The organism is Nocardia sp. NPDC056564 (assembly GCF_042793755.1).
Lineage (GTDB): Bacteria > Actinomycetota > Actinomycetes > Mycobacteriales > Mycobacteriaceae > Nocardia.
This window is the reverse complement of the sequence record NZ_JBHTUR010000002.1, coordinates 158,381-170,555: the sequence shown is the minus strand read 5'-3', so window position 1 is coordinate 170,555 and position 12,175 is coordinate 158,381. Positions and strand designations below refer to the sequence as shown.

12 protein-coding genes are annotated in these 12,175 nt (G+C 68.3%); 4 read left to right on the top strand and 8 right to left on the bottom strand.

Annotated features, from left to right (window positions below):
- Positions 1-229 precede the first annotated feature (229 nt).
- The gene (locus tag ACFQ9K_RS04805) at positions 230-1,522 is read right to left on the bottom strand and encodes an NAD(P)/FAD-dependent oxidoreductase (protein WP_378718966.1); all 1,293 of its coding nucleotides are present in this window, start codon (positions 1,520-1,522) and stop codon (positions 230-232) included.
- Positions 1,523-1,633: 111 nt separating this feature from the next.
- On the opposite strand from ACFQ9K_RS04805, the gene ACFQ9K_RS04800 reads away from it, so the two are divergent.
- On the top strand, positions 1,634-2,491 hold the full coding sequence (locus tag ACFQ9K_RS04800; RefSeq protein ID WP_150405406.1) for a LysR family transcriptional regulator: 858 nt from the start codon (positions 1,634-1,636) through the stop codon (positions 2,489-2,491).
- A 74-nt stretch (positions 2,492-2,565) separates the two neighbouring features.
- On the opposite strand, the gene ACFQ9K_RS04795 is transcribed toward ACFQ9K_RS04800, so the two are convergent.
- The 5 genes from ACFQ9K_RS04795 to ACFQ9K_RS04775 all read right to left on the bottom strand — a co-directional run bounded on the left by ACFQ9K_RS04795 (position 2,566) and on the right by ACFQ9K_RS04775 (position 6,907).
- Positions 2,566-3,327 carry an ABC transporter permease gene (locus ACFQ9K_RS04795; protein ID WP_378718969.1) on the bottom strand — a complete coding sequence of 254 codons (762 nt, stop codon included), beginning with the start codon at positions 3,325-3,327 and terminating at the stop codon, positions 2,566-2,568.
- Complete coding sequence (locus tag ACFQ9K_RS04790; protein ID WP_378718971.1) at positions 3,324-4,331, bottom strand: ATP-binding cassette domain-containing protein; 1,008 nt, start codon at positions 4,329-4,331, stop codon at positions 3,324-3,326. The genes ACFQ9K_RS04795 and ACFQ9K_RS04790 overlap by 4 nt, the downstream gene beginning before the upstream one ends.
- Positions 4,332-4,387: 56 nt before the next feature.
- Positions 4,388-5,008, bottom strand: coding sequence for a PadR family transcriptional regulator (locus ACFQ9K_RS04785; RefSeq protein WP_378718973.1), 621 nt, complete (start codon positions 5,006-5,008; stop codon positions 4,388-4,390).
- A 120-nt stretch (positions 5,009-5,128) separates the two neighbouring features.
- Positions 5,129-6,085, bottom strand: a complete 957-nt coding sequence (locus ACFQ9K_RS04780; RefSeq protein ID WP_378718974.1) for an electron transfer flavoprotein subunit alpha/FixB family protein — start codon at positions 6,083-6,085, stop codon at positions 5,129-5,131.
- Positions 6,086-6,121: 36 nt separating this feature from the next.
- Positions 6,122-6,907: an electron transfer flavoprotein subunit beta/FixA family protein gene (locus ACFQ9K_RS04775; protein ID WP_378718976.1), complete on the bottom strand. Its 786-nt coding sequence runs from the start codon at positions 6,905-6,907 to the stop codon at positions 6,122-6,124.
- A gap of 327 nt (positions 6,908-7,234) precedes the next feature.
- On the opposite strand from ACFQ9K_RS04775, the gene ACFQ9K_RS04770 reads away from it, so the two are divergent.
- Genes ACFQ9K_RS04770 through ACFQ9K_RS04760 form a run of 3 tightly spaced genes read left to right on the top strand, consistent with a single transcriptional unit; the run spans position 7,235 to position 10,841 of the window.
- On the top strand, positions 7,235-8,008 hold the full coding sequence (locus tag ACFQ9K_RS04770) for a class I SAM-dependent methyltransferase (protein ID WP_378719016.1): 774 nt from the start codon (positions 7,235-7,237) through the stop codon (positions 8,006-8,008).
- The gene (locus tag ACFQ9K_RS04765; protein ID WP_378718978.1) at positions 8,005-9,585 is read left to right on the top strand and encodes a 1,4-alpha-glucan branching protein domain-containing protein; all 1,581 of its coding nucleotides are present in this window, start codon (positions 8,005-8,007) and stop codon (positions 9,583-9,585) included. The genes ACFQ9K_RS04770 and ACFQ9K_RS04765 overlap by 4 nt, the downstream gene beginning before the upstream one ends.
- Entirely contained in the window at positions 9,582-10,841 is a 1,260-nt protein-coding gene (locus ACFQ9K_RS04760; RefSeq protein WP_378718979.1) for a glycosyltransferase family 4 protein, read from the top strand. The genes ACFQ9K_RS04765 and ACFQ9K_RS04760 overlap by 4 nt, the downstream gene beginning before the upstream one ends.
- On the opposite strand, the gene ACFQ9K_RS04755 is transcribed toward ACFQ9K_RS04760, so the two are convergent.
- Together ACFQ9K_RS04755 and ACFQ9K_RS04750 are read right to left on the bottom strand one after the other, a co-directional pair.
- Positions 10,838-11,383, bottom strand: a complete 546-nt coding sequence (locus ACFQ9K_RS04755) for a DUF1697 domain-containing protein (protein WP_378718980.1) — start codon at positions 11,381-11,383, stop codon at positions 10,838-10,840. The two genes, ACFQ9K_RS04760 and ACFQ9K_RS04755, sit on opposite strands and share 4 nt — an antisense overlap.
- On the bottom strand, positions 11,380-12,126 hold the full coding sequence (locus tag ACFQ9K_RS04750) for an acyltransferase (protein ID WP_378718982.1): 747 nt from the start codon (positions 12,124-12,126) through the stop codon (positions 11,380-11,382). The genes ACFQ9K_RS04755 and ACFQ9K_RS04750 overlap by 4 nt, the downstream gene beginning before the upstream one ends.
- Between the last annotated feature and the right edge of the window lie 49 nt (positions 12,127-12,175).

The following is a 12,175-nucleotide window of genomic DNA, read 5'->3' as shown; positions in this document are numbered from 1 at the left end:
ACTGCGCCGGAGCGACCCCGAAGTGTCGCGCCGATGCCGGTTCAGTGAACGAGACGATGATCACACCGAGCGTTCACCGGACCGTCGCGTCCCGTTCGCGCCCGCGCGCCGCAACCGCGTCTTTCGGCTGCCTAATGCCTCGCGTGGAACACATTTCGACATATCGCCGACACCGCGAAAGCCGCGACGCGAGGTGTTCGCGCTGCGGCTTTCGGCGGATGAACGAGCGTCAGGCGGCCGTTTTCTCGGCGACGCGTGGTTTCTCGGCAGCCTTGGTCACCTCGGCGAACCCGGGACGCCCGGTGCCGATGAAGGCGACCAGCCAGGACGCCACCGCGGCGAACCGGTTGCGGAAGCCGACCAGGTAGAACAGGTGCACGGCGAGCCACATGACCCAGGCGATCAGGCCGCGGAAGGTGATCTTGTCGTTCAGCTTGGTCACCGCGCTGAACCGGCTGATCACCGCCATGCTGCCCTTGTCCCAGTACTTGAACGCGGTGCCCGCCTGCTTCTTTCGGCGAATGATGTCCGCGGCGTGCCTGCCCTCCTGCATGGCCACCGGCGACTGGCCCGGGTAGCCGTTCAAGGAGGTCATGTCGCCGATGGCGTAGATGTCGGCGTAGCCGCCGACGGTCAGGTCCGGATTGATCAACAGCCTTCCGGCCCGGTCGGTCTCGACGCCGGTGGCCTCGGCGAGCACCTTCGCGAACCCGCCGACCTGCACGCCCGCCGACCAGACGATGGTCTCGGCCGCGATGCCGCGCTCGACGCCGCTCTTGTCCTTGACCGTGACCTTGCCCGCTTCGATGTCGGTGACGAAGGTGCCGAGCAGCACGTCGACGCCGGAACGGGTCAACGATTTCTTCGCGTACTCCGACAGCCCGCCGCCGAACGGGGGCAGCACCTCACCGGCGCCCTCGACCAGGGTGACCGAAACCTCTTGGTGGTAGTACCTTTTCGCGAGTTCCTTCAGCTGACCGGCCACCTCGACGCCGGTCGCGCCCGCGCCGACCACGACGAAGCTCAGCAGCCTGCGCCTGGTCTCCTCGTCGGCGCCCGCGGCCTCGGCGAAGACCCGCTGGATCTGTGCGCGCAGGAGTTTGGCGTCGTCGATGGTCTTGAGCGAGAAGGTCTTCTCGGCGAAATCGTCACGGCCGAAGTAGGACTGGCTGGCGCCGGTGGCGGCGATCAGCGAGCCGTACCGGATCCGGCGCTGCTCGCCGTCGTGCTCATAGGTGACGATCGCCTTGTCCGGATCGATGGCGACGACTTTGCCGAGGCGCACGTCCGCCTCGCGGTGGCGGCGCAGAATGGAGGCGATCGGCGGCGCGATCTCCTCCGATGCCAGCACACCGGTCGCTACCTGGTACAACAACGGTTGGAACAGGTGCTCCGGCGTGCTGGAGATCAGCACGTAATCGATACCCGACTTGGCAAGTTGCTTGGCGGCGGAAAGTCCGCCGAACCCCGATCCGACGATGACGACACCCGCGGTTTCGATTCCCGCATCCACGTACTGCATGACAGCCTCCTTCTCTCATTACCAACCGTCATCGGGAACGAAGATATTTCAGGAGTTAGGGCGCATAATTCAGATGACTCTTATCTCGATCCGTCATTAATCGGAGGCGCTGTGGAACTTCGGCAGCTCACCTACTTCGTGGCCGTCTGCGAGGAGCTCAGCTTCAGCGGAGCGGCCGCGAGGTGCTTTATCTCACAGTCCGCGATCAGCCATCAGATCTCCCGGCTCGAGCGTGATCTCGGCGTGCAGTTGTTCGAGCGCTCGACAAGATCGGTGGTGGCCACCGACGCCACCGCACGGCTACTTCCCCTTGCGAAACAGATGCTCAGCCTCGAGTCCGCCATCCGGGCGGCCGTGCGCACCGTCGGCCCGCGGATCCGGCTCGCCGCGAACATGTCCTTCGCGACCCGATCGCTGTCCGCGATCGCCGGCGCCCGCGCGACGCACCCCGAGGCGGAGATCGAGTTCGTGATCAAGCCGTTCCGGCAGCGGATCACCGCGGTGGCCGACGGCGACTGCGATCTCGCGCTCATCCGCGGCAGCGTCGATCAGCCCGGGCTGGAGGTGGAGCAGCTGTGGGTGGAGGATCTGGTGATCGCCACCTCCAGCGCCCACCCGCTGGCCACCAGGGAGACGGTGACGCTGTCGGATCTGAGCAGGTATCCGCTGCTGCTGCCGCCAGAGCAGGAACAGGTGTTGTTGCACACCGTGATTCGATCCGCGTTCGCCGAGCTGCCGACCGGGCCGACGTTCGGCCCGCCGATTCCGCCCGACCACACCGCGACCCTGGAGCTGATCAACCGGCCCGACGCGTGGACGGTGCTGTACGCGGAGAGTTCCACCGAGGGCCTGGTGGTGCTGAAACTGGCCGAGCAGAAGCTCCGCATTCCGGTCTCGGCGGTGCTGCGCAGCGATGTGCGCCGCTCGCCGATTCTCACCACGCTGCTCGCCGGGTTGCACCGGCCTTGATCGACAGCGAACGACCCCGAGCGTGAACTCGGGGTCGTTCGTCCTGAATCATGCGGTGTCCCTGCCGGTTCCGGTCAGGCGTTCTCCCTGGCGAAGCTGCGGGCGCCGATCACCATGAGCACCAGCGCAACCGCGACAGTGACGCCGGTGCCGAGGTAGACGTCGGTGCTGCCGAAGTCGCCGCGGAACAGCGCCCGCGCGGCATCCACGGTGTGCGAGAACGGGTTTGCCTTCGCGATGTAGCGCAGCCAGTTCGGTCCGACGGCCATCGGCAGCAGGATTCCGGACAGCAGCATGATCGGCAGGGTCAGGGTGTTGAGCACCGAGGCGAGCGTGCCCTCGTCCCTGGCCCACAGGCCCAGCGCGTAGGACGCGGCCGCGAGACCGGCGGCCATCACCGCGATCAGCAGCACCGACAGCACCAAACCCAGTGGGTCCGGCCGCAATCCGAAGGCCAGCACCGCCACCGCGACCAGGATCAGGGCCTGCACGATCAGCACCACCATGTCCTTGAGCACCCGGCCGAGCAACAGCGCTCCCCGGTCGGCGGGGGTAACCCGTTGCCGCTCCACGACACCCGCGCGCAACTCCGAGATGATCGCGAATCCGGCATACAGCGAACCCATCAGCCCGGTCTGGATGACCAGGGCCGGCGTGAGGATCTTCCATGGGTCGACGTCGGTCCCGAGCGCGGGCGCGACGCCCTTGATCAACGGGCCGAACAGCACCAGATACAGCACCGGCTGCGACAGGCCGATCAGCACCCACATCGGGTTGCGCAGATTGCTGCGCAGCTGAGACCAGAAGATCAGCCCGGTGTCGCGGGCGAACCTCATGACCGATTCCCTTCGCGCAGTGAACGTCCGGTGAGGGTGAGAAACACATCGTCGAGGCTCGGCCGCTTCACCGTGATCGCGCCCGGCGTGATCCCCCGCTCGTCCAATGCCCGCAGCAGGGGCACCACGGCGGCGTCGCCGCGCTCGACGGTCAGGTGCACCACCGTCGCGCCCGCGTCCTCGGCTCGAACCCCCGACCGGACGTCGAGCGCCGCTTCGGCCACCCGCAGCGCGAGATCGGCTTGCTCGCCGGCGATTTCGACGCTGACCACGTCGCCGGAGATGCGGCGCTTGAGTTCGTCGGGCGTGCCCTCGGCGACGATCTCGCCGTGATCCATCACCAGCAGCCAGTCACAGAGCGCGTCGGCCTCCTCCAGATAGTGCGTCGTGAGCACGATGGTGGTGCCCCGATCCCGCAGTCCCCGAATGTGTTCCCACAGATTGGCCCGGCTCTGCGGATCCAGTCCGCTGGTCGGCTCGTCCAGATAGATCAGCGTCGGGCCGTGCACCAGACCGAGCGCGATGTCCACCCGGCGACGCTGCCCGCCGGACAGCTGTGCGCACTTGCGCCCGCCGAGTCCGTCCAGGTCCAGCGCGGCGAGCAGCTCCTCGGCACTGCGCGCCGCCTGAGGCTTGCTCAGGCCGAAAAGCCTTGCCTGGAGGATCAATTCATCGATCACGAGTTCGAGATCGTTGGTCATGTTGCCCTGCGCGACATACCCGATCCGCGACCGCACCAGTCGCGCCTCGGTCCGTAGGTCCGCGCCGGAGACGCTCGCCTCGCCGGCGGTCGGCGCGATCAGCGTGCTGAGCATCCGCAGGGTGGTCGTCTTGCCCGCGCCGTTCGGGCCGAGGAGACCGAGGATTTCGCCGTCGCGCACGGCGAAATCGACCCCCTTGACCGCCTCGACGGGACCGGTTCCGGTGTTGAAGGTTCGGGCGAGCCCACGCACCTCGATGACCGCGGTACGTGTGCGGCCACGAACGGTGTCGATCGTTTCCACACCGCTTACGGTAGGAACGATCGACCAAATAGTCAAGCTTTACTATTCACGCTTGATCATGACAGCGGCGGTTCCCAGGTGCTCATCGCTGCGTTCCCCCCGCCCCACGCGTCGAGCTCACCGGTTTCGATGCGCTCCAACGTCTTTCGTGACCAGTTCAGGTCCGCCCGGATGTGGTCGGCGGACAGGCGCATCGCGTCGGCCACGTGGTGCGGCTCGGACTCCGCGGGATTGCCGCTGCCGGCCAGGATCCGCGCCACCTCCCGCTCGGTGAAGGCCAACTCGGCCTCGAACTTGAGAATCCGGCTGCTCAACGCGGCGATGACCTCGTCGCGCGGCGCGGCCGGAAAGAGTGCGACCGCGGCGAAGTACGGGTTCTTCGGCTGCTCGGCGGAGTACAACGACGCGCGCAGCATCTCGCCGAACTCCTTCTCCCCCTCGCTGGTGAGCCGATACGTGGTCCGCTCCGGGCGAGCGCCGTCCTGGGCGACCCCCTCGACCGCGATCAGCCCGTCGCGCTGCAGGGTGTTCAGCGCACCGTAGATCGACCCCGGCTTCACATTCGCCCAGTCGTCGGCATGCCAGGACAGCAACTCACGCCGAACGTCATACCCATGCACCGGTTGCAACAGCCGGACGATCGCGAGCACCAGCATCCGGGTGGTAGGAACAGCCATACTCGCAGGCTATCGCACCCGCGGCGGCCGATCGGAACGCCTTCCCGCACAGCATGTTCCGGATACACGAACGGCCCCCCGGGCCGAAGCCGGAGGGCCGTTCGATCGAGCTGTCGCGACTCAGCCCTTGTGGGCCTTGACCGCTTCGGTCAGCTGCGGGGCGACGTTGAACAGGTCACCCACGATGCCGTAGTCCGCGATCTCGAAGATCGGGGCCTCTTCGTCCTTGTTGACCGCGACGATGGTCTTCGAGGTCTGCATGCCCGCCCGGTGCTGGATGGCGCCGGAGATGCCGAGGGCGATGTAGAGCTGCGGCGAGACCGTCTTACCGGTCTGGCCGACCTGGAACTGACCCGGGTAGTAGCCCGAGTCGACCGCGGCGCGCGAGGCGCCGACGGCGGCACCGAGCGAGTCGGCCAGTTCCTCGACGACCGAGAACTTCTCGGCGGAACCGACACCGCGACCACCGGAGACGACGATGTTCGCCTCGGTGAGCTCGGGACGGTCGCCGGCGACGATCGGCTCGCGCGCGGTCACCTTGACCACGCCGTCTTCCTGCGCGGGCACCTCGACGGTGACCTTCTCGCCGGCGCCGGCCTGCGCGGAGGCCTCGATGGCGCCCGGGCGCACCGAGATCACCGGCACGTCGCCGGTGGCCTTCGCGTCGACGGTGAACGCGCCACCGAAGATGGAGTGCACGGCGGTGCCGTCCGACTTCACGTCGATCACGTCGACCAGCAGGCCGGAGCCGATGCGGGCGGCGAGGCGGCCCGACACCTCCTTGCCCTCGGCCGAGGCGGCGACGATGACGGCGGCCGGGGAGACCTGCTCGGTCAGCGCGGCGAGCACGTCGATCTTCGGGGTGAGCAGGTAGTTCTCCACGTCGTCGGACTCGGCGATGTAGATCTTCTCCGCACCGGCCGCGGCGAGCGCCTCGGCCAGCTTCTCGCCGGTACCCGCGGTGCCGAGCACCACGGCGGCCGGCTCGCCCAGGTTGCGGGCGGCGGTCAGGAGCTCGGTGCTGACCTTCTTGATCGCACCGTCCGCGTGCTCGATGAGCACAAGTACTTCAGCCATTTGTGTTCTCTCCTAAGCAGTCTCAGACCGGCGGGATCAGATGATCTTCTGACCGACGAGGTACTGGGCGATCTTGGTGCCGCCGTCGCCTTCGTCCGCGATCTTCTCGCCCGCGGTACGCGGCGGCTTCGGGGTGGCGCCGGTGACGGTGCTGCCCGCGTTCGCGACACCGACGGTCGACGGGTCGACGCCCAGGTCGGCCAGCGTGAAGGTCTGCACTTCCTTCTTCTTCGCGGCCATGATGCCCTTGAAGGAGGGGAAGCGCGGCTCGTTGATCTTCTCGGTCACGCTGACGATGGCCGGGAGGGTGGCCTCCAGCTTGAACACGCCATCGTCGGTCTCGCGCTCGCCGGTGACCTTGTCCCCGTCGACGGTGAGCTTGCGCAGGTGCGTGAGCTGGGGCAGGCCGAGGTATTCGGCGATGATCGCGGGGACCGCACCGGCGCGACCGTCGGTCGCCTCGTTGCCCGCGATGACCAGCTCGACACCTTCGACCTGGCCGAGCGCGCTCGCCAGCACCCACGCGGTCTGCACGGCGTCGGAGCCGTGGATCGCCGGGTCGTTGATGTGGATGGCCTTGTCGGCGCCCATGGACAGCGCCTTGCGGATGGCCTCGGTGGCCCGGTCCGGACCGGCGGCCAGGACGGTGACCTCGCCGCCCTGCGCCTCCTTGATCAGCAGCGCTTCCTCGACGGCGCGCTCGTTGATCTCGTCGAGGACGGCGTCGGCGGCTTCGCGATCGAGGGTGTAGTCACCATCGGTCAGCTTGCGCTCGGACCAGGTGTCGGGAACCTGCTTGATGAGTACGACGATGTTCGGCATCGGTCTTCGTCGACCTCCTGTTCTGGTTACACGTATGGAGTGGTCGCACAGGCGGCGCCGTACGTCCGTGTGAGTAGCTCAGGGCGTGACACTACCCTACGTTAAGTTACTCGTGGGTAACTTAACCGCTTCTCTCTCACAACGCCAGCCCCGGCGATATCGTGCCGGGCTGGAGCCCGCCCGCGCGGCCGCCGCGGAACGGCCCATCCACACTGGGTAGGGGCATCCCGGTGACCGGGTGCGGGTATCCCGCAAACCTTCAGTACCAGTAACGTCGGAATGATGAGCGAGGCTGTGATCCCTGCCGCAGTGGACGACCCGACGGGCATGACCGGCGCCCCGGCGACCACCATCGGCGCCGTCGAACCGCTGCCGTTGACCGGCGAACGGACCGTCCCCGGCATTGCCGAGGAGAACTACTGGTTCCGCAGACACGAGATCGCCTATGCCCGCCTGCTCGACCGCTGCGCCGGAAAGACCGTGCTGGAGGCCGGATCCGGCGAAGGCTACGGCGCGGACATGATCGCCTCGGTGGCCACCAAGGTCACCGGCGTGGACTACGACACCGGCGCGGTCGAGCACGTGCGCGCGCGGTACCCGAGGGTGGAGATGATCCAGGGCAACCTGGCCGCGCTGCCGCTGCCCGACGCCTCGGTCGACGTCGTGGTGAATTTCCAAGTGATCGAACACCTTTGGGATCAGGGCCAGTTCCTGCGCGAGTGCCTGCGGGTGCTGCGTCCCGGCGGCGAGCTGCTGATCAGCACGCCGAACCGGATCACCTTCTCCCCCGGCCGCGACACCCCGCTCAATCCGTTCCACACCCGTGAGCTGAACGCCGCCGAGCTGACCGAACTGCTGGTCGACGCGGGCTTCGAGGTCACGCAGATGACCGGCGTGCACCACGGCCCGAGCCTGAAGGCGTTGGACGCCAAGCACGGCGGTTCGTTCATCGACGCGCAGATCGAGCGCGCGCTGGCCGGCGAACCGTGGCCCGCCGACCTCACCGCCGACGTCGCCGCGGTCACCATCGATGACTTCACCCTGATCGCCGACGACATCGACGCGAGCCTCGACCTGGTCGCCATCGCGGTGAAGCCGTGAGCGAGGCGGTTCCCGGCCAGTTCAGCTTGGTCCTGCACTCCCATCTGCCCTGGTTCGCCCATCACGGCCGCTGGCCGGTCGGCGAGGAATGGCTCTACCAATCCTGGGCCGCGTCTTACCTTCCGGTCGCCGAGGTGCTGAGAACGCTTGCCGCCGAAGGACGTTCGCATCTGCTCAGTCTCGGCATCACGCCGGTGCTGGCGGCCCAGCTGGACGACCCGCACTGCCTGGCCGGCATGCATCACTGGCTCGGCAACTGGCAGCTGCGCGCCGACGAGGCGGCGATGGCCGGCAACCTCGCCCTCGGCCGGCACGAACATCGTTTGGCCACAGCGGCTTTGGCCGATTTCGAGGAACGCTGGCGGCACGGCGCCGCGCCGGTCTGGCGGGAGCTGATCGACGCCGAAACCATCGAGTTGCTCGGCGGCCCGCTGGCACACCCGTTCCAGCCGCTACTCGATCCGCGGCTGCGTCAGTTCCAGCTCACCGAGGGATTGAGCGACGCACGCCATCGCTGGGGCCACACGCCGACCGGCATCTGGGCACCGGAATGCGGCTACACGCCGGGCATGGAAATCGGTTACGCCGACGCCGGTGTGACCCATTTCATGGTCGACGGTCCCGCATTGCGCGGCGATACGACCCTCGGCCGCCCGGTGCGCGAGTCCGACGTGGTCGCGTTCGGCCGCGACCTGCAGGTGAGCTACCGGGTGTGGTCGCCGAAATCGGGCTACCCGGGGCAGAGCGCCTACCGTGACTTTCATCACTACGACCACGCGACGGGTCTCAAGCCGTCCCGGGTCACCGGCAAGACCGTGGCCGGTCCGGACAAGGCCCCGTACGACCCGGAACTCGCGGCCGCCGCGATCGGCCGCGACGTCGACGACTTCGTGCAGACCGTGCGCGAGCGACTGATCAGCGAATCCGCCCGGATCGGCAGGCCAGCGCTGGTGGTGGCCGCGTTCGACACCGAGCTGTTCGGTCACTGGTGGCACGAGGGCCCGCAGTGGTTGGCCCAGGTGTTGCGGGCACTGCCCGAGGCCGGCGTCGACGTTGGCACGCTGGCCGATGCGCGGGAGCGCGGATTCGTCGGGGAGCCGGTGCCATTGGCCGATTCGTCCTGGGGCTCGGGCAAGGACTGGCGGGTCTGGGCCGGGGATCAGGTGCGGGATCTGGTCGAACTCAACGACGACATCGTGCGGCTCACCCTGGACACGGTCGACAAGATGCGCCCGGCCGACGGCGGTGCGCCCGCGCTGCGCGACAACGTCGCCGATCAGTTGCTGCGCGAGGCCATTCTCACCGTGTCCAGCGACTGGGCGTTCATGGTCAGCAAGGACTCCGCCGCGGGGTACGCGCGCGACCGCGCGCACCGGCACGCGCATGCCGTGCGGGAGATCGCGGCCGCCGTCGGAGCGGGTCAACTCGCGAAAGCACAGCAGTTGGCGGCAGGATGGGGGTCGGCTGACGGACTCTTCCCCGGTGTGGACGCGCGACGACTCGGGAGCGCCGGGTCCGGAGGAAGCTTCGCCGCGGCTGCCGAGCACGCCGCGTCCAGCGCAGAAGGACATGCATGAAGATCTTGATGGTGTCGTGGGAGTACCCGCCGGTCGTGGTCGGCGGGTTGGGCAGGCATGTGCACCACCTGGCGACCGAGCTGGCCGTCGCCGGTCACGAGGTGGTCGTGCTGGCCCGCCGTCCCTCCGGCACCGACTCCTCGACCCATCCCACGCACTCGTTCATCGCCGAGGGTGTGCTGGTGGTCGCGGTCGCGGAGGACCCGCCGGTCTTCGATTTCGGCGAGGACATGCTGGCCTGGACGCTGGCCATGGGGCACGCGATGGTGCGGGCAGGCATCGCGCTGGGCAAGCCGGGCATCGGTGACGGCTGGGTGCCCGACGTGGTGCACGCGCACGACTGGCTGGTCGCGCACCCCGGCATCGCGCTGGCCGAGTACTACGACGTGCCGCTGGTGTCCACCATTCACGCCACCGAGGCCGGGCGGCACAGCGGCTGGGTCGCGGGCAAGGTCAACCGGCAGGTGCATTCGGTCGAGTGGTGGCTGGCCAACGAATCCGACGCGCTGATCACCTGCTCGACCTCGATGCAGGACGAGGTGGAACGTCTCTACGGCCCGGAGCGGGTGCCGATGACGGTGATCCGCAACGGAATCGACGTGGGCGCGTGGACCTTTCGGCCGCGCTCGCCGCGCACCGGACCGCCGCGGCTGCTCTATGTCGGCCGGCTCGAATACGAGAAGGGCGTGCAGGACGCGATCGCCGCGCTCCCGCGTATCCGCCGCGCCCACCCCGGCACCACGCTCACCATCGCGGGCATCGGCACCCAGTTCGAGTGGCTGCGCGAGCGCGCCCGGGTGCACCGGGTGGCCCGCGCGGTGAACTTCGCCGGCCAGCTCGACCACGCCCAGCTGCTGAGCTGGCTGCACGGCGCCGACGCCATTGTGCTGCCGAGCCGCTACGAACCCTTCGGCATCGTCGCGCTCGAGGCCGCCGCCGCGGGCACCCCGCTGATCACCTCGACCGCGGGCGGACTCGGCGAGGCGGTCATCGACGGCGTCACCGGCGCCTCGTTCGCGCCCGCCGACGTGGACGGCCTGGTCGACGCGGCCCGCGCAACCCTCGACGATCCGGTCGCCGCCCAGGACCGCGCCTATGCCGCCCGCGAACGCCTCACCGCCGATTTCGCCTGGGACGTCGTCGCCGCGGAAACCGCGCAGGTCTATCACTCGGCCAAGCGCCGCGTCCGCAATCCGCTCGGCCGGCCGAGCATCGTCGAACGCCCACTCCCCGAGCGCGACCCGAAGCCGCTCTAGGCGTCCATCTTCTTGATGATGCGCTGGATGGTGAGCCACGTGCGCGTGGTCAGGTGCTTGCCGTAGGTCTTTTCGAGCCAGCCCATGTATTCCGGGGTCTTGCCGGATTCGCGGTTGTCGATCACCGCGAGGAACGCGCCGCACGGTACGTCGTAACCGACGATCCGGGTGAGCGGGTCGAGCTGACCGGGCAGCTCGCCGGGCTTCAGCTCGCGGTCCTTGGCGAACGTGGCCACCAGGTAGGTGCCGCGCTCGTGGGTGAGGCCCGGGAACGGGTCGGTGTCGAGCAACGCTTGCAGCTCGTCGCGCGTGCGGATGATCGTGCCGCCGGCGATGCCGAGTTCGGCACTGAGCGCCTGCTGGATCCGGTCCTCGAGCGCGCCGACATCGGTCTCGGTGCTGCGGAACACGATATTGCCACTCGACAGCACCGACGCGACCCGGTCGAACCCGAGCCGCTCGAACACGCCACGCAACTTGTCGTTGGTCATGTTCGGGTTGCCCGGGCCGATCCCGCGCAGCAGGGCAGCGTAGCGGTTCACGCCGTCTTCGCGCCGTTCTTCTTGCGCTCGATATCTTCCAGCGCCGCAAGGTATTGCGCCCGCTCCTCGGCGCTCGCCTCCCAGGCGGCCTTGCGATTCTTGACCACCTTGGCGGGCGCGCCGACGGCGATGCTGTAGTCCGGGATATCCCCCTTGACCACCGCGTGCGCGCCGAGCACGCAGCCGCGGCCGACGCGCGTCTCGCGCAGCACCGTCACCTTGGCCGCGATCCAGGTGTCCGGGCCGATCCGGACAGGGCTCTTCACGATGCCCTGGTCCTTGATCGGCAGGGTGATGTCGTCCATCTTGTGGTCGAAATCGCAGATGTAGCACCAGTCCGCGACCAGCGTCGATTCGCCGATCTCGATGTCGAGGTAGGTGTTGACCACGTTGTCCTTGCCGAACACCACCTTGTCGCCGATGCGCAGCGAACCCTCGTGGCAGCGAATGGCATTGCCATCGCCGATGTGCACCCAGCGGCCGATCTCCATCCGGCCCAGCTCGGGCGTCGCGTGCACCTCGACCCGCTTGCCGAGGAAGACCATGCCGCGCAACACGATGTGCGGGTTGGACAGCCGGAACTTGAGCAGCCGGTAATAGCGCACCAGGTACCAGGGCGTGTACGCCCGGTTCGCGAGCACCCAGCGCAGCGACGCCACGGTCAGAAAGCGCGCCTGCTGCGGATCCCGGCGGCGCGATCCCCGCCAGCGCGAGCGCAGCGGTGCGCCCCACATGCTCGTCACGAACGGATCTCCTGTCGTGGTCCAACGGCTGGTCGCCACGTCAGCGGCG

Coding starts and splice junctions, on each gene's coding strand:
- ACFQ9K_RS04805 (WP_378718966.1), bottom strand. CDS start 1,522: ATGCAGTACGTGGATGCGGGAATCGAAACCGCGGGTGTCGTCATCGTC.
- ACFQ9K_RS04770 (WP_378719016.1), top strand. CDS start 7,235: ATGACCGGCGCCCCGGCGACCACCATCGGCGCCGTCGAACCGCTGCCG.
- ACFQ9K_RS04775 (WP_378718976.1), bottom strand. CDS start 6,907: ATGCCGAACATCGTCGTACTCATCAAGCAGGTTCCCGACACCTGGTCC.
- ACFQ9K_RS04785 (WP_378718973.1), bottom strand. CDS start 5,008: ATGGCTGTTCCTACCACCCGGATGCTGGTGCTCGCGATCGTCCGGCTG.
- ACFQ9K_RS04780 (WP_378718974.1), bottom strand. CDS start 6,085: ATGGCTGAAGTACTTGTGCTCATCGAGCACGCGGACGGTGCGATCAAG.
- ACFQ9K_RS04760 (WP_378718979.1), top strand. CDS start 9,582: ATGAAGATCTTGATGGTGTCGTGGGAGTACCCGCCGGTCGTGGTCGGC.
- ACFQ9K_RS04795 (WP_378718969.1), bottom strand. CDS start 3,327: ATGAGGTTCGCCCGCGACACCGGGCTGATCTTCTGGTCTCAGCTGCGC.